The sequence below is a fragment of the uncultured Alcanivorax sp. genome (assembly GCF_947258575.1).
Taxonomy (GTDB): Bacteria; Pseudomonadota; Gammaproteobacteria; order Pseudomonadales; family Alcanivoracaceae; genus Alcanivorax.
The window spans coordinates 23,891-41,016 of sequence record NZ_CAMYIV010000005.1 but is presented as its reverse complement, the minus strand read 5'-3'; the positions used below and the strand labels follow the sequence as shown (position 1 = coordinate 41,016).

The following is a 17,126-nucleotide window of genomic DNA, read 5'->3' as shown; positions in this document are numbered from 1 at the left end:
AGCCGTCATTTCTTCTTGCCTTTACCTCCACCCTTTCCGCCGCCCTTGCCACCGCCATCATCCTGGGCCGTGCACTGACCCGGCTTGTGCAGTTGCAGATTGCCCCGTGACAGCAACCCCGACTCCGCATAACCGCCGGACATGATGGCAAAGTGATCCGCTCTGCCCGGCTCACCCGCGTCGGTAACGGTCACCCGGCACAGGCTGTTACCCGTGCCATCGCACACATAATCCAGACGCCGGGTAAGGGCATCCACCAGCACATAATCACTCAACTCGTGAGCACGAATATGCGGGCCGCCGCTGCGATGGTCCACATCATTGAAATGACCGCTCAGGCCGTTGGCTTTCAAACCACCCACCATACCGAACGACAATCTGCCGCCGGCCACATCCAGCTGACCACCACCGGTGACAAAATCCTTCACCGGGCAGACAAAGGTATCGCCGCAAGTAATACCGGCGCGGGCGTGGCTGATCACCACATCCGCACTGATGGCACCGTAAAGCAGATGGTTATCCAGCAAGGAGACATGCAGGGCATTGGTCACAACGGTGTTCTGATCAATGATCTGTTCATTAATCACCACCCTGGCCAGCCCGGGAATATCGACGGTCTGATTGGGGTGCCCGGACACCTGAATGTCGTAGCCATTGATGCGTAACCCCACCAGCCGCGACGACCCGGACGTCGCCACGCCCTCATCGGTACAATGCGTTTGCGCCTGAGCTTCCAGCACCGCTGCCGATACCGTCAACAACCCAAGCACTGACACATCCAGCCCCACTACGGTGGATTGTGCGTGTGTCATGTCACCACTACCGACCACTGACGCGGAAAGGATGTCGGCCCCCACATTGACCAGGCCAGTCTCCGCCACCGCACTGATACCTTTCTCACGCATACCGCCACTGGCATCCAGCATGCCAGTATTGTTGAGAACAACCCGGGTCTCCCCGAGCAGAAACGTTTGCAGGGTGATATCCACGGCCGTGGCTTCACCGCTGTAGGTGGTAGTGACCGCATCGCCACCACCACCTTTGCCCGGTGGCGGCCCCTTGGCTTCAGCTAGCGGAGCCAATAGCAGGCAGGCCGTGATAACAGGAAGAAACAGTCGGGAGTAATAGAGCAATAGTAAGCGTCGCATGTTGCACCTCCAGGGACAGGACAGTTTCCCAAGACGATCGCAACGCGCGAACAAAGCGGACCAGAGTGAGCACAGGGATAAGGGCACCAGCGGTCCTGAAGATCTCTATTAGGCGCGCAAAATCTGCCACCTGCATCCCGGTTTTTCACAACCACAACAAATTCGTACCCGATGCAGCAAATCACACCCTTAAAGCGATAAAACCCTATGAAAAACAGGCCTGTGAACCCGCACCTTGTTGCTGGGCATACCGGGGCACAGGCCAGTATTTCCTATTGAACACCCCGGGACATGAATTGTTAATGAACAGCGTTTAACAATTCATGTCCCATGCTCTACAAGTGTTCCCGAGATCGATAACAAGGAGAACCATCATGGGTTTCAGGAACGGATTCACCCGTTTATTTGCCGGCCTGGTCCTGCTGCTGGGCAGCATGATCACCCCGGCCCTGGCCGCCGGGTTGATGACCCCGGCCAACAGCAGCCTGCCACCGCTACAGATCCGCGAACAGCATGTCACCGTGGATGTGGAAGACGGCTACGCCATCACTGAGGTGGAGCAGGTCTTCCACAATCCCAATGATCAGGACCTGGAAGCCTACTACCGCTTCCCGGTCCCCGAGCGCGGCACCGTGGCCGAATTTACCGTGTGGATCGACGGCAAGCCGGTTATTGGCGAAGTGCTGGAAAAACAGCATGCCCGCCAGGTCTACGAACAGGAAAAAGCCGCCGGCCGCGAGGCCGGGCTCACCGAGAAGGACAGCTACAAGGCCTTTGATGTACTGGTGCACCCGGTGCGCGCCGGCCAGGACACCCGGGTACGGCTGGTCTATATGCAGCCCGCCTCTGTCGACACCGGCATTGGCCGTTATGTGTACCCGCTGGAAGAAGGCGGCGTGGACGAGAAGAAGCTGGCGTTCTGGACCGCCAACGACAGCGTGGAAGACCACTTCAGTTTTACCCTGAACCTGCGCAGCGGCTACCCGGTGGATGCCCTGCGTGTGCCCAAGCATCCCCAGGCACAGATCCAGCAACTGGGCCCGCAGCAATGGCAGGTAACACTGGATAACCGCACGGCAACCGCCAGCAGCAAAAAAGCAGCAAATAGCGAAAGCGAAAGCTTCGCCCCCCCGGCCGCCAATGGCCATCCGGCCAATGCGTTCACCCTGGATCAGGACATCGTCGTCTACTGGCGCCACCAGCAGGACCTGCCCGGCAGCGTGGACCTGGTGGCCTACAAGGCGCCGGGGAAAGACCGCGGCACCTTTATGCTTAGCATCACCCCCGGTGACGACTTGCCAACCATCAACACCGGCAGTGACTGGGTGTTCGTGCTGGATATTTCCGGTTCCATGAATGCCAAGCTGGCCACGCTGGCCGACGGCGTCAGCCAGGCCCTGGGCAAACTGCGCGGCGGCGACCGTTTTCGTATTGTGCTGTTTGATGATCGCGCCGAAGAACTTACCAATGGCTTTGTGGATGCCACCCCGGACAGCATTCGCCGCTACACGCAGAAAGTCATGCAGCTGCAATCCCGCGGTGGCACCAACTTGTTCGGCGGCCTGAGCCTGGCCTTGAAACCGCTGGACGCAGACCGTCCCACCGGCATCGTGCTGGTCACCGATGGCGTCGCCAACGTGGGCAAGACCCAGCAGAAAGATTTCATCGACTTGCTGGAAAGCCACGACATTCGTTTATTCACCTTTGTCATGGGCAACAGCAGCAACCGACCCATGCTTACCGCCATGACCGATGCCAGCAACGGCTTTGCCATCAGCGTGTCCAACAGTGATGACATCGCCGGGCAGATTCTCAACGCCACCGCCAAGCTCACCCACCAGGCCATGAATGACGTGGAGATCGATATCGACGGGGTACGCACCGCCGACCTGCAACCGCAGCGCATCGGCAGCATCTACCACGGTCGCCAGATCGTACTGCTCGGCCACTACTGGGGCGACGGCCCGGCGAACGTCACCCTGCGCGCCAATGTGGCCGGCCAGGACAAGCAATACAAGACCCGTTTCGACTTCCCCGCCAGCGGCGGTGACAACCCGGAGCTGCAACGACTGTGGGCCTACGCCACCATTCAGGACATGCAGCGGGAGATAAATTATTTCGGCGAAGAGAAGGACCTGCAGCAGGGCATTATCGACCTGGGCCTGGAATACGGCCTGGTCACCAACTACACCTCCATGGTGGTACTGCGCGATGAAGTGTTCGAGGAATACGGTATCGAACGTCGCAATGCCAAACGCCGGGAAATCGAAAAACTGTCCAAGGAACAACGCCAAGCCAACGCGCCCACCAGCAACCGCGTGGACACTGCCCAGCCCATGTACACCAGCAACCGGCCGTCTTATAGCGGCGGCAGCGGTAGTGGCGGCGCCTTTGGTATCGGCGCACTGCTGCCCTTCCTGATCCTGCTGGTCGGCGGCGGGCTGCGACGCCGCCACTGACTCAACCGATGACAACAAATCATCCCGGGCAAGCCTCCTCTGTCCGGGATTTTTTTATGGCCGAAAATCCCCACGGCTTTTAAAACGTAGGGTGCACTGAGCCTAAGGCGAACTGCACCGATTCGTCGTTAGATGGTGCAGTTCGCCTTAGGCTCAGTGCACCCTACGCGGTTGTTGAGCGCTTCCGTTCCCTCTAAGCCGCGATGAACCTTTTTACTCCTGGCGCCCTTCGATGGCAGATAACAGAACCCCGGCAGCAATCCCCAGGCGCTTGTCCAAACGGCCGTCACCGTCGGCACTGAAATCCACATCCAGTTTCAGAATAAAGGGATTGAATCGCTGGCGATAATCCGCCACGGGCTTGTCGCCCACAGTGGCGTGGTAGTGCTGCGGGAAGAAAAACGCCAGGAATTCCACATAACGACGCACCAGCGCCTTGAGCATGGAGTCTTCCTCCAGGGTGCCGATTTCCTGTCCTTCGTTATTGAGGAAGGTCCAGTGGTCGCGCAGGAAAGACGACTTGAAACCCGCTCTGCGCAAGGTGCCCACATGCTCATTATTCTGTGAATCATGCACGTCATAGGCACCGGCAAAATCGAAAATGCTGCGGGTGGAGATACGCAGCAATTCCTGCTCCTGGCTATCATCCGCGTACAGGCGGATATCCTCGTGGAGGCGGAAGCGCTTCATGTTGGAATATAGCGCCAGCTCCCCGGTGTCCGTATAAAGATGAAAGGCATCACCGAAAAGCCGGAAGAATTTTCGGCGAATGGTATAACGAGGGTGTTGAAAACGCGTTGCGTGAGTCATGGTCTGCCTTCCCTGAGCAAAAGACGCTACCCTACCAGCGCAGGAAACGATCACAAGCCTTCCCATCATGGAAGGCGCAAGTTCATCAACAGGCGGCCCCATGAACCCGGAATTCTGGCATCAGAAATGGCACAACTCGGAACTGGGCTTTCATCTCCCCCAGGTCCATCCTCTGCTGCAACGTTACCTGGGCGAGCTGTCCTTGAAAGCCGGCCAGATCGTCTTTCTTCCCCTGTGCGGAAAGACCCTGGATATCGGCTATCTTTTGGAACAAGGCTATCGGGTGATCGGTGCCGAGCTGTCGGATAAAGCCGTCAGCGACCTGTTCGCCTCATTGCATCGCCAGCCGATCATCACCGACTGGCAAGGCGGCAAGCGTTACCAGCATGGCGACCTCACCGTCTTTCAGGGTGACATCTTCCTGCTGCAAGCCATCGATATTGAGGCACCGGATGCCATCTACGATCGTGCCGCCCTGATCGCCCTGCCCGAGGCCATGCGTGCACGTTATGCTCGCCACCTGCTGACGCTAACCAACAAGGCACCGCAGTTACTTATCACATTGGAATATGATCAACAGGAAATGGATGGCCCGCCATTTTCTGTTGCTGAACCGCAGGTAAAAACCCTGTATGGCGCCGACTACGCCATAGCGTCGCTTTCCAGAAAAATGATTCTCCACCACGAGCCGGTCTTTCGGCAGCGGGGACTGACGGCGCTTTATGAAAATGCTTTTCTTCTGGGCTGATTTTTCCCGTAGAGAAAAAGGCCACAGAAAAATTCATTTCCGAGACCATCAAACCAATTCGCCTTGTAGGAGCTATGCTCGCATGGCGAACCATCCGCAACCCTTCGCCATGCAAGCGTAGCTCCAACGAAAACCAAAATCTCGGCGCCCTCTGTGGTGAAACGCTTTTCCTGATCGGGCCACTAACAACCTATTCGCGATTTACCAGGGCAGCTCACTGCCATCGGAATGCCAGAAGGTGCCGCTGTTTTCCAGACTGAGTGCATCCATCCGCGCAATCAGATTTGACGCCGCTTCGTCCACTGTCAGATTGCCGCTGTTACCGGTCATCTCAGTCTGTACCCAACCCGGGTGCAAGATGGCCACGGCAATGCCGCGATCATGCAGGTCCAGCGCCAGGGATTTACCCGCTGCGTTCAAGCCGGCCTTGCTGATGCGATAACCGTACTTCTTCCCTGAGGTGTTATCGGCAATAGACCCCATCCGCGACGTCATCAGGCCCACCTTGCTGCCTGGGTGCAGATTGTTCAGCAGCGCCATGGTGACACGCAGCGGGCCCAGGGTATTGACCTTGAACTGGTGCAGAATCTGCTCGAAATCCATGTCGCCCACGGTCTCGCTGAGCATGATCCCGGCATTGTTGTAGAGAATATCCACGGGCGTATCACCCAGCGCGCTGGTCAGGTTGCTGACCCCGTCAGCGGTGCTTACGTCCACGCCATCAATAACCTCCACGCCACTGTCTACCAGTGCGGTGGATGCCTGCCGGCACACCGCCAGCACCCGGTCACCCCGGGCTTTCCAGTGCTGTGCCAGTGCAAGGCCGATGCCCCGGTTTGCACCTGTAATTACAATCGTCTGCGCCATTTTGCCTCCTTTCTATTGGTATCCCAGTGACTTAGCTGCGCTCCCATTCAAGCACTTATGCTGTGCATTACAAAACACTGCAATATCAGATACAAAACGATATTTTTAGCCAACATTGGTAGCGCAATGAATTTTATATAGTTGCGCGCATGGGTGGATCGCGCTGATACGCCTGTCATACACACTTTTGTGTTCATGGAAGAAAGGGGGAAGTACCCATGTTGCATCTTTTGAGAATCCTGCTGATGAGCTCTCTGCTCGTCACCCTGGCCGCCTGCGGTGGCGGCGGCAGTGGCAGTAACCCGACCAACGATAACGGCAACACCAATGAAGAAACCGGCAACACCGGTGATGAAGACGGTGGCGATACTGACGGTGGAGACACCGGCGGCGAAGACGGCGGCGGCGACGATGAGACTCCGCCGCTCACCGATGAAGAGAAGCAACAGCTTCTGACTCTGATCGACACCAACAACCACTTCACCGCCTCCGTCTGCCCGCAGGCACTGCTGGGCACCCAGCTGGGCGGCGTGATCGATGTACTGGCCTGCGAGAACGAAGCGCTGACCAACATCTCCCTGGGTAACGACAACGTCCTCGGCCTGCTCTGCGCCGATACCGTTGCCGCCACCGATACCGACCTGCTTGGCAGCGTCACCGAGCCCACCTTCCTGCCGACCTGCCTGGAAGAAAGCGTCCCCTACCTGGTGGACACGCTGGGCGGCATCCTGGATAACAGCGGCGCCATCGGCCAGCAGCTGTGCCCCAGCTCTGAAAACCCGGTGCAGTGCCTGCTGGAAACCCTCAACACCGTACCGGACAGCACCCTGGCCGGCGTACTGGGTTACCTGGGTTGCGACGATGCCCTCAACCCGCAAGTGTGCCTGACTCAAGTCGCTGACAACCTGGCCATGGGCGAGCCCCTGATCGGCACCGTGAACAGCCTGTCTCTGGCTCTGTGCCCTATTGCCACCAAGGCGGATGAATTTGCCCCGGATCAGTGTTTCACCGAAGTACTGGGCGGCGTGGGTTCCATCCTCAACCTGACCGGCGGCCTGGGCGAGCTGTGCCCGGAAGGCGCTGACCCGTTCACCTGCCTGCTCGCAGCTGGCGAAAACCTGGGCCCCATCGGCGAACTGCTGGGTGAAAGCCCGCTGGATCCGAGCATTCTGGAAGACCTGCTGGCCGGTCTTGCCGAGCCCGGCAACATGGAACTGCTGAGCGAGCTGCCAGCCATGCTGGAACAGATTCCGGTACTGGGCGAACAGCTGGCCGGTCTGCTGGGTAACGGTGGCGACCTGTTCGGCACCCTCGGCGACCTGCAATCCCTCCCTGACCTGCTGACACAAATTCCGGTGCTGGGCGACATCCTCAACGGTGCTGCCGGTGGCGACAGCGGTGGCCTGCCCACCGATGCCCTGAGCCTGGAAACCCTGATGGGTGCCCTGGAAGGCGAGCAACTGGCAATGGTCACCGACCTGCTGGCCAACGTGCCGGTACTGGGTGACGTGGTCAATCAGCTGCTGGGCGCTGTGTCTTGCGACGCCGCCAACCCGCTGGACTGCCTGACCGACTCCGCCGGTCAGCTGGAACAGTTCACCGGCCTGCTGGAACAGATCCCGGTGCTGGGTGACGTTCTGAACGGCCTGCTGGCCGCCCTGACCGGCGCTGGCACCGGCGGCGAGCTGCTGCCAGGCACCGAGATGCTCAACGAGATCCCGGTACTGGGTGATCTGCTCAACCAGATCCTCACCACCCTGCAGGGCGGCGCCGGTGGCGACATCCTCACCCCGGACCTGGCCATGCTGGAACAGATCCCGGTTCTTGGCGACCTGCTGAGCAGCCTGCTGGGCGGCCTGCTGAGCGGTGATCCTTCCGGTCTGCTCGACGGCATCATGGATCAGGACGGCAACCTGCTGGATACCGTATCCGCGCTGGTGGAAGAACTGCCGCTGGTCGGCGACCTGGTCGGCAACCTGCTGGTGTCCCTGCTGGGTGAAGGCGAAGCTGGCAACCTGCTGGCTCCGCTCAACGATGCCCTGACCACCATCCCGGTACTCGGTCCGGTACTGGGCGGCCTGCTGGGTCTGCTCGGCTAATACGTTATCAAGCACCACAAAAAACGCCCCTTTAATGGGGCGTTTTTTGTTTCTGCCCCGCCTTCCCCTTTCCTGTCACCGCGTCTTTGTTACAGTGGACATCCACTTTAGAAAGGATGCGAATCATGACCATTGCAGTCGGCGACACCCTTCCCGCACTGACGATCAAGACCAACGGCGCCAAAGGCCCCGAAGACCTGAACACCGGTGACTTTTTCAAGGGCCGCAAAGTGGTCCTGTTCGCGGTACCCGGCGCCTTTACCCCAGGTTGTTCCAACACTCACATGCCCGGCTTCGTGATCAACGCCGATGCCATTCTGGAAAAGGCTGACGCTATCGCCTGCATGGCCGTCAACGACGCCTTCGTCATGGATGCCTGGCAGAAAGACCAGAACGCCGAGCACATCACCATGCTGGCCGACGGCAACGCGGAATTCGCCAAAGCCCTGGGCCTGGAGCTGGATGCCACCGGCGGCGGCATGGGTATGCGCAGCAAACGCTTCGCCCTGATCGCTAACGATGGCGTGGTGGAATACATCGGCGTGGATGAAAAAGGCGTGGACAAGAGCAGCGCTGACACCGTACTCGGCCAACTCTGAGTCGAACAACGCAAGACAATGCGTAGGGTGCACTGAGCCTAAGCGAACTGCACCATCAAACGTTGGGCTGGTGCAGTTCGCTTAGGCTCAGTGCACCCTACGTTCAGGCCCGGTCTTTCCCGACATCACCCGGCTACCGCTGATACGGCACCACCTCATACGGATTACCACCCAGCGCCGCGGAAATATCGGCAATGGCTTTCTGCCCGCGCACACTGTTGCCCGCCGCATCCAGCGGCGGCGAAATGGCCGCGATACCGAACTTGCCCGGCGACACCGCAATAATGCCGCCGCCCACCCCACTCTTGGCGGGCAAGCCGGTGGCATACAGCCACTTTCCCGCATCGTCATACAAGCCGGCGGTGGCCATGACCGCCAGCACCTCGGGCACATTCGCCGCCGTCATCACTGCCTTGCCGGTCACCGGATTCACCCCGCCGTTAGCCAGGCCCGCCGCCATCACCGCCAGGTCCCGGGCATTGACCCCCACCGAACATTGCCGGGTATAAATATCCGTGGCTTGCACCGGATCGCCCTGCAGATGGCCGTAGGCATACATCAGATGGGCGATGGCCTGGTTACGCTGATTGGTGGCCGCCTCCGAGGCATAGATGTCGTCCTGCACGGTGAGTTCCCGACCGGCAAAATCGTTATAAAACCCCAGGATTTTTTTCCATACCGCATCGGCATTGCGCCCCTGCACCATGCTGGTGGCAGTAATCGCCCCGGCGTTGACCAGCGGATTCATTTCCGCCCCCCGGTACTGCTCAATGGCGTTGATGGAATTGAACGGTTGCCCGGTGGCATCCACCCCCATGGATTCTGGAAACGCTGCCACGCCCTTCTCTTCCATCACCAGCGCCATGGTGAAGACTTTGGAGATGGACTGGATCGACACCTCGGACTTCACATCGCCGACACTGAACACCCGGCCATCCACCGTCACCAGCACAATGCCGAAAATGTTCGAGTCCACTTCCGCCAGGGCCGGGATGTAATCCGCGTTGGCCCCTTCATCCAGGCCTTGATAACGCTCATGGGCCTGCTTCAGTGCCGCGCGAATCGCCTCCGCCGACGGCAACTCACTGGCCAGCGACAGCCCCGACAACAACAGGCCGCCGACCAACACCATCCAGCTCAGCGCTCTCTTCCCTGCCACACATCCCATGCTCTTACTCCCTTGCATAATGGCACCCTGAATAGAGATGCTATACGGGCGGACAGCAATCTGACCAGCACCCATTGCCGGTGGATTCACAACGGCGCCACAGGTTTTGTGCTAACAATAAAATTGTCGACGGCAAGGACAGAGCACCATGAGCATCCTGCAACTGCCCCATGCGAAACCCGAGGCCATCCTCATCGATTGGCACGCCACCCTGGTGGACACCCACGATGCCATGTACCACGCCGTGGATGATGTATTGCCCCACCTGCAAGAGCTCGACCTGTGGGACCGCCTGCTGGACCCGGATGACTCCAAGACCATCGAAGATGCCAAGCTGCTCATCTATGTAAAAGACAACAAGCGCTTGCACCCCAAGATCGTTGCGCAACGCAAGATTTCCCGCACCGATATCTTCGAAGTGCTGTTCGGCAGCGACCAGGACGCCAAGGGCCGCGCTCACCAGGCCTTTGATGAGGCCTATAAAAAATACGTGGACGAAGTGTTCCCGCTGGAAGACGACATCCGCGAACAACTGGAACGCATCCGTGCCATTGGCGTAAAGGTCGGTCTGATCTCAAACCGCAAACGGGACTTTCTCGAACACGAACTTGCACTGGTGGACGGCACCGGCTGGGAAGATCTGTTTGACGTGGTGGTGTGCGGCAGCGACGTGAGCAAACGAAAACCGTCACCGGAAATGCTGCTGCTCGCCATGGAAAATCTGGGTATCCCGCCATCGGAAAGTTGCTGGTACGTGGGCGACAGCACCACCGACGTGATCGCCGCCAAGGAAGCGGGCATCACCTCCATCTTCTACAACGGCGCGGGCTGGAATCAGGCCTGGCTCGACAAGATCTTCCCCAACACCGTCAAGCACCCCCACCGCCCGGATGCGGTGGTCGGCAGCATCGCCGAACTCACCAGCCTGGCCCGCCACCTGCTGGCCCAGCACAAGCGCGTCGAACGCGCCCGCTAACCTGGATTCAAAAGCGGCTTTACCACAGAGGGCAAAGAGTCCACTGAGGATAAAACCAGAATCTTAACCCGCGACACTCCCCTCCCGTAGGAGCGCAGCGAAGCGAAGCAACGCCCGCAGGGCGGCCCCGAAGGGGTGAGCGCAGCGAATAACGTCGCTGGCGGCACGATTCCACACCCCGGCAGATACAGACAAACCGCTCACCGGGAAAAACCCCGTTCCCGTTGGAAGCTTGGTCGCAAGGCGCCGACACGAACCATTCCGCCTGCCCTGCCTGCCGTGGTACAACACGGGCTCTGCTAAACGCCGTAAAACAACAATTGGCCCACTCGCACCCAATCAAACTGGTACGATCGTGCATCTTTTAACCGGGAGATCCCCATGGCCAGCAAACACCTCCACGCCTACTGCGATGATGCCCTCAGCCACGACGATGCCACCGCATTGGCCGAGCGGCTGCGCCAGGGCCAGGTCAGCACCCGGGAAGTCACCGAAGCGGCCATTGCCCGACTGCAGCGGGTGGAGCCCACCCTCCAGGGCCTCACTCTGGACACCTTCGACGCCGCCCGCCAGCGCGCCGAAAGCAAACGCTTCACCGGCTTTTTCGCCGGCGTCCCCAGCCTGATAAAGGACAACCTGGACCTGCGCGGCCTGCCCACCGGCCACGGCAGCCGCGCCCTGGGTCAGGCGCCGCTAAAGAAAACCAGCGGCATCGCCAAACAGTACCTGGCCCAGGGCTTCAACCTGCTGGGCAAAAGCACCCTGCCCGCCTTTGGTTTCACCGCCAGTACCGAACAGGCCGGCGTGCCCGCCACTCGCAACCCCTGGCACAGCGACCACTCCGCCGGCGGCTCCTCCGGGGGCAGCGCCGCCCTGGTGGCCGCCGGCGCCGTCCCTATCGCCCATGGCAACGACGGCGGTGGCTCCATCCGTATTCCTGCCGCCTGCTGCGGCCTGGTGGGCCTGAAAGGCACCCGCGGCCGCCTGATCGACCAGGACGCCGCCAAGGTACTGCCGGTGAATATCGTCAACGATGGCGTGCTCACCCGCAGCGTCCGCGACACCGCCCACTTTTTCATGGAAGCGGAACGCTACTACCGCAACCGCAAGCTCAAACCCATCGGCCAGGTCACCGGCCCGGTCAAGCAACGGCTGCGCGTGGGCATGATGATCGACTCCGTCACCGGCGATGCCACCTGCCCACAGACCCGCCGCGCCGTGCAGGACACCGCCCGCCTGTTGGAAAGCCTGGGCCACACCGTGGAAGAGGCCCGCATCGACCTGCCGGCCCGGTTCGTGGAAGACTTTCTGCTCTACTGGGCCATGCTCGGCTTTCTGGTCCGCAAGGGCGGCAAGGCCCTGTTTCCACAAGGGTTCGATGCCAACCAACTGGACCCGCTCACCCATGGCCTGGCTGACTATTACAAACAACGCTTCCTGAAAACCCCGGGCATGCTCCGCCAGCTACGCCTGGCCCGGCAGCGCTACGCCGACACCTTCAACCAATACGATGTCATCCTCAGCCCGGTGCTGGCCCACACCACCCCGCAAATCGGCTACCTGGGCGCCGACCTGCCCTTCGACACCCAACTGGAACGGCTACTGCGCTACACCACCTTCACCCCGGCCAACAACGCCTCCGGCGGCCCCGGCATCTCCCTGCCCCTGGGCCAGACAGACGATGGCTTGCCCATCGGCGTGCAACTCTCCGCCGCTAACGGCGAAGAGGCGCTACTACTGGCCCTGGCCTTCGAACTGGAAGACGCGCAGCCCTTCATCCGACTCGACCAACGCTGATACACAAGCCAACCCAATACACAAAAGGATCATCATGACGCTGCCATCCACATTCAATCGCAACAGCACTGCCGACCAAGTGCTGGAAGGAAAGAACCTGTCAGGGAAAATCGCCATGGTGACCGGCGCCAATGGCGGCATTGGCTATGAAACCGCCAGATCGCTCGCCGCTGCTGGCGCCCATGTCATTCTTGGCTGCCGCAATTCCAGACTGGGCGAGGAGGCCTTGGCGAAGATTCGCCTTGCCCACCCCAACGCCCAGGTTGAACTGGTCTCTCTGGACCTTGCCGATCCAGCCAGCATTGCAGCCTGCGTGGAAAGCCTGTCAACGCGTAACGACATCCCCCAACTGGACATACTCATCTGCAATGCCGGGTCCATGTCGACCAAATACCTGCTCACCGATCAGGGAATAGAGCGAACCGTGGCCGTCTGCCACCTGGGTCATTTCATACTCACCAAAGGCTTGCTCGACACCATCCTCAAAGCGCCAGCCCCGCGTATCGTCATGGTCTCCAGCGAATCGCACCGGTACCCGTTGCGGCTGAACTTCGACAACCTGCTTGTGGCCAAAAAACAAAACCGCATAACCGCCTTTAATGCCTATGGCCAGGCCAAGCTGTGCAATGCCCTGATGGCACTGGAACTCCAGCAGCGCTATGGCAGCCAGGGCCTCACCGCCTGCGCCGTACACCCGGGCGCGCTGGTCACCACCGGATTCGGTCGGGAATCCTGGCTGACCCAGGCGCTCTTCACACTGGCCAGCCCCCTTACCAAAACACCGCATCAAGGCGCCGCCACCAGCGTCCTGTTTGCCACCCATGACAATGCCGAGGACATCGCTGGCGGCTATTTTTCCCATTGCCGCACCGCACGATGCTCGGCCGAAGCAGGCAATAAAGACGTCGCAAAAAAACTGTGGGATTTTTCAGAGCATCATCTACACAATTATGCCAACGTCTGAAAACATGCAGACGTAGAACAAACCAGAAAACCGGGTAACCGTGGCGGCAACAGGGAGGATGCCATCATGAAAAACAGCACCATCAGCGGTGGCGTCGTCCACGCCTTGCCCGACGACTTGCGGCAAACCCTGCAAGCCGATCCAGCCATGCTCACCCAGTGGGAGGACATCACCCCACTGGCGCGCAACGAATGGATCTGCTGGATAGAAGACGCCCAAAAAGCCGACACCCGACGGGGTCGCATTACCCGTGCCCAGGAAAATCTCACCGCCGGCAAACGCCGCCCCTGTTGCTGGCCGGGCTGCCCGCACCGTGAACGCACCGGCAAGGCCTGACTGTCTGTTGGAGCTATGCTTGCATGGCGAATCCGGCGCCTATCGCTTGCCGGCAAGCGCCTGCAAATCGGCGATAACGATCCGCCCTACCGAAACTGACTCGGCGACACCCCGAACCATTTCTTGAACGCCCGGGAAAACGCGCTCACTTCCGAAAACCCCAGCAGAAAGGCCATCTGCGTCACCGTCATCCCCGGGGTGCGCAGGTGGCGCTCCACCAGCATCTTGCGGGTGTCTTCCACCAGTTGCTTCCAGCTCAACCCCTCATCGGCCAGCCGCCGCTGCAGGCTGCGTGAGCTCATGCAGCATTCCGCCGCCGCCTCCGTCAGGGACGGCTCGCCATCAGGCAAACGTTGCTCGATCCACAGGGTCAGCTTGCTGGCCAGCGAGGCCCGCTCCGAGTCCGCCAGGCGCTGGGCCAGGGTGGCATCGAGCATGGCGGCGAGCTGGGTATCGCTGGCGGCCAGCATGTGTTGGGCGTTGGCCTTGTCGAATGCCAGTGCATAGTGGTCCGACTCCGTCACCGGGCAACGGAAATAGCGCCCCATGGCCTGGCGCAGGCCCGGCTCTATCCAGTCCGGGGCGGACACCGCCACTGGGTTGTGGTCCCGGTGAATACGGATACGTAGCAAGCGCACGATAGTGGCCATGACAAACACGATGGCCTGGGGATGGGGCTGGTGATCCGTGTTGGAGAAAAACTGCAGGGCCACAGTGGCGTCATCCACGGTCAGCTCGGTGCGCACCAGGTCGCTGATCAGGCCATGAAAGCGGGTAATGCGGTTGAGCACACTGTACAGGTCGCCCCCCGCTGCCACTGCCAGCCCCAGGGCCCCGAAGGTGTTGTACTGGGCGTGGCGGGCAATCTCGATGCCCATGGCCGGATCACCCAGCTGGGCCAGGCAGTCATCCAGCAGCGCCGTGGACACCGCCGCCCCCAGCCGGGCCTCCGGATCCCGCACCATCTGCGGGTCCAGCCCGTGGCGGCGCAGGATGGCCTCGCCGTCCAGGCCCCGCTCGTGGAGCAGGTGCAGCAATGGCGACATCAGCAAGGCCACCGCCTGTTTTTCTTCTTTCATTGGCGTCCCCGGTCAAACGATTGGCGGGCAAGGGCGAGTTTTACTGGCCAGCGCCCCCTAGAGTGGTCCCCATCGAGAAAAGGAGCACTCTCATGGCAACAACACCCCCACGTGGAAAATCCTCCACCGACAAAAAAGTGCAACAGGCCATCATCGCGATCAGTGATGATATACGGCAACGGCACGGCTGGCTCAAGCACCAGAACGCCATCGGCTTCACCATCTTCGCCGTGGCCATTGCCGGCTGCACCCTCAATGCGGTGCTGTACCTGCAAGGTATCATGCCGGCCTGGCTGGTCATTGTCCTCACCGCCTTCTGGACCTCCCTGCTCCACGAACTGGAGCACGACCTGATCCACTGGATGTACTTCAAGAAGAACAAGGTCGTGCATCACTTGATGATGCTCGGCGTCTACCTGTGGCGCCCCACCACCATCAACCCCTGGGTACGCCGCCACCTGCATTTCCATCACCACAAGCACTCCGGCAGCGAAACCGACCTGGAAGAGCGCGGCATCACCAATGGGGAAAAATGGGGCCTCAAGCGCCTGATCATGGTGGGCGACAACATGCTGGCCGTGTACCTGCGTGCGGTGAAATACCTGACCGAGCCGGTAAGGCTGTACCGCCGTGGCGTGATCGACCGCAAAGACCTGAAGAACTTCCGCCTCATCGGCCTGGTCAGCTACAACCCGCTGGGCGTTATCGTCCATGCCGTCTGGCACTTCTTCGTGCTCTACCACCTGCTCAACGGCGCCGCCTGGCTGGCCGGCAGCAGCATCCCGTGGCCGGAAGTGGTCACCGCCCAGTTCAGCTGGATCACCCCGCTGGTAGTGGTGCTGATCGCCCCCAATATGCTGCGCACCTTCTGCCTGCACTTCATCTCGTCCAACATGCATTACTACGGCGACAACGAACCGGGCAAGATCACCGAACAATGCCAGGTGCTCAACGTCTGGTGGCTGTGGCCCCTGCAGGCCTTCTGCTTCAACTTCGGCAGCACCCACGCCATCCACCACTTCGTGGTCCGCGACCCCTTCTACGTACGGCAGATGACCGCCAAGCGGGCCCATGTGGTGTTGAAGGAGAACGGGGTGAGATTCAATGATCTGGGCACGTTCCGTCGGGCCAACCGGATGCACGAGAAACCGCAAGCTGCCTGATAATGACGACTCACCAACACAAAGCCCGCCGCGTGCGGGCTTTTTTGTTTTCAGGGGAAAGGCTGGCGCAAGGACCTGATTGGCTTTACAAGCTCATGATTATCAAGCATTTTGTTTCTATCGTGTCTGGAATACCCGTTCGGGGATTCAAAGGGGCATTCTAATTAATACGCTGTTATGTGATGAGGCAAGTCTATGCGTGATTGCTTGATAAAATTCGCAAAAACAAAATCACACTTAATTGACTTTGTTAATAATGGCCGAGTGTATATCAATACAACAGGATTTTTTCAGATTGTGAAAATGAGGACGTTGGACAGTTTGATAAATTTGAGATGGCTAGCAGCTACCATCAACACGAGGGCGCATCCGTAAAAATTGGTGGAAGAAAATTTAAAATAGAAGCACCTTTTTGTATGCGAGAGGGAACCCCTGAATATTCACATATTTTCTGTTTTTATGTACTTAGCGAAGAGTCAATATCACGATCTATGGAAGGGAAAGTGTTTGACGAACGACTATGGGATGAGTTTGGGGAGTACTTTGTACTCATACATAATGCTAATGCCTTTATGGAGCGTCTAGATATTAAGCTAAAAGAATCTAATATTAGATATAAAGCAGATTATGTGCAGTATTTTTGCCAAAAAACACATGAAGGCGAAGTCGGTGCTTTTAGAAAAAGAAATATATTCTCCCACCAAGAAGAGTTCAGAGTGGCCATAGACAAGCCTGATGTTCACGGACCAATCGATAATTTGTATTTGGGTGATCTTAGAGAAATAGCTTATGGACCAGTTCATAGGTATCAGTCAAAGAATTCATATGATGACGGTCAAGTTGTGCTGTAGCCATCACATAACAAACGTGTCAATTGGCACGCTCGCAATCTCGCGGCTAATACGCGGGCGTT

Annotated in this window: 15 protein-coding genes; 10 read left to right on the top strand and 5 right to left on the bottom strand. The window is 59.2% G+C overall.

Annotated elements, in window-relative coordinates:
- Positions 1 to 5: 5 nt before the first annotated feature.
- On the bottom strand, positions 6 to 1,148 hold the full coding sequence (locus Q0Y02_RS05195) for a choice-of-anchor P family protein (protein ID WP_297765347.1): 1,143 nt from the start codon (positions 1,146 to 1,148) through the stop codon (positions 6 to 8).
- Positions 1,149 to 1,522: 374 nt separating this feature from the next.
- On the opposite strand from Q0Y02_RS05195, the gene Q0Y02_RS05190 reads away from it, so the two are divergent.
- Entirely contained in the window at positions 1,523 to 3,607 is a 2,085-nt protein-coding gene (locus Q0Y02_RS05190) for a VIT and VWA domain-containing protein (protein ID WP_297765345.1), read from the top strand.
- Between the two features lie 213 nt (positions 3,608 to 3,820).
- On the opposite strand, the gene Q0Y02_RS05185 is transcribed toward Q0Y02_RS05190, so the two are convergent.
- A complete protein-coding gene (locus Q0Y02_RS05185) occupies positions 3,821 to 4,417 on the bottom strand; it encodes a hypothetical protein (protein ID WP_297765343.1) in 597 nt (198 codons plus the stop codon).
- 100 nt (positions 4,418 to 4,517) lie between these two features.
- Here Q0Y02_RS05185 and tmpT point away from each other — a divergent pair, with 100 nt between their 5' ends.
- Positions 4,518 to 5,165, top strand: coding sequence for a thiopurine S-methyltransferase (gene tmpT / locus Q0Y02_RS05180; RefSeq protein WP_297765340.1), 648 nt, complete (start codon positions 4,518 to 4,520; stop codon positions 5,163 to 5,165).
- 201 nt (positions 5,166 to 5,366) lie between these two features.
- Here the strand turns inward: tmpT and Q0Y02_RS05175 are convergent, their stop codons facing one another.
- Positions 5,367 to 6,032, bottom strand: a complete 666-nt coding sequence (locus Q0Y02_RS05175; RefSeq protein ID WP_297765337.1) for an SDR family oxidoreductase — start codon at positions 6,030 to 6,032, stop codon at positions 5,367 to 5,369.
- A gap of 218 nt (positions 6,033 to 6,250) precedes the next feature.
- Between Q0Y02_RS05175 and Q0Y02_RS05170 the strand changes: the two genes are divergently transcribed.
- Positions 6,251 to 8,131 carry a hypothetical protein gene (locus Q0Y02_RS05170; protein WP_297765333.1) on the top strand — a complete coding sequence of 627 codons (1,881 nt, stop codon included), beginning with the start codon at positions 6,251 to 6,253 and terminating at the stop codon, positions 8,129 to 8,131.
- A gap of 125 nt (positions 8,132 to 8,256) precedes the next feature.
- Entirely contained in the window at positions 8,257 to 8,730 is a 474-nt protein-coding gene (locus tag Q0Y02_RS05165; RefSeq protein ID WP_297765330.1) for a peroxiredoxin, read from the top strand.
- Positions 8,731 to 8,863: 133 nt separating this feature from the next.
- On the opposite strand, the gene glsA is transcribed toward Q0Y02_RS05165, so the two are convergent.
- Positions 8,864 to 9,898, bottom strand: coding sequence for a glutaminase A (gene glsA / locus Q0Y02_RS05160; RefSeq protein ID WP_297765328.1), 1,035 nt, complete (start codon positions 9,896 to 9,898; stop codon positions 8,864 to 8,866).
- A 148-nt stretch (positions 9,899 to 10,046) separates the two neighbouring features.
- Here glsA and Q0Y02_RS05155 point away from each other — a divergent pair, with 148 nt between their 5' ends.
- The 4 genes from Q0Y02_RS05155 to Q0Y02_RS05140 all read left to right on the top strand — a co-directional run bounded on the left by Q0Y02_RS05155 (position 10,047) and on the right by Q0Y02_RS05140 (position 13,971).
- A complete protein-coding gene (locus Q0Y02_RS05155; protein ID WP_297765326.1) occupies positions 10,047 to 10,874 on the top strand; it encodes an HAD-IA family hydrolase in 828 nt (275 codons plus the stop codon).
- A gap of 381 nt (positions 10,875 to 11,255) precedes the next feature.
- A complete protein-coding gene (locus tag Q0Y02_RS05150) occupies positions 11,256 to 12,671 on the top strand; it encodes an amidase (protein WP_297765323.1) in 1,416 nt (471 codons plus the stop codon).
- Between the two features lie 115 nt (positions 12,672 to 12,786).
- Complete coding sequence (locus tag Q0Y02_RS05145; protein WP_297765319.1) at positions 12,787 to 13,635, top strand: SDR family oxidoreductase; 849 nt, start codon at positions 12,787 to 12,789, stop codon at positions 13,633 to 13,635.
- Between the two features lie 66 nt (positions 13,636 to 13,701).
- Complete coding sequence (locus Q0Y02_RS05140; protein WP_297765316.1) at positions 13,702 to 13,971, top strand: YdeI/OmpD-associated family protein; 270 nt, start codon at positions 13,702 to 13,704, stop codon at positions 13,969 to 13,971.
- 86 nt (positions 13,972 to 14,057) lie between these two features.
- Here Q0Y02_RS05140 and Q0Y02_RS05135 read toward each other — a convergent pair whose 3' ends face one another.
- Positions 14,058 to 15,050, bottom strand: a complete 993-nt coding sequence (locus Q0Y02_RS05135) for an AraC family transcriptional regulator (protein ID WP_297765313.1) — start codon at positions 15,048 to 15,050, stop codon at positions 14,058 to 14,060.
- A 92-nt stretch (positions 15,051 to 15,142) separates the two neighbouring features.
- Between Q0Y02_RS05135 and Q0Y02_RS05130 the strand changes: the two genes are divergently transcribed.
- Positions 15,143 to 16,213, top strand: coding sequence for a fatty acid desaturase (locus tag Q0Y02_RS05130; RefSeq protein WP_297765310.1), 1,071 nt, complete (start codon positions 15,143 to 15,145; stop codon positions 16,211 to 16,213).
- A 335-nt stretch (positions 16,214 to 16,548) separates the two neighbouring features.
- The gene (locus Q0Y02_RS05125; protein ID WP_297765308.1) at positions 16,549 to 17,064 is read left to right on the top strand and encodes a hypothetical protein; all 516 of its coding nucleotides are present in this window, start codon (positions 16,549 to 16,551) and stop codon (positions 17,062 to 17,064) included.
- Positions 17,065 to 17,126 lie beyond the last annotated feature (62 nt).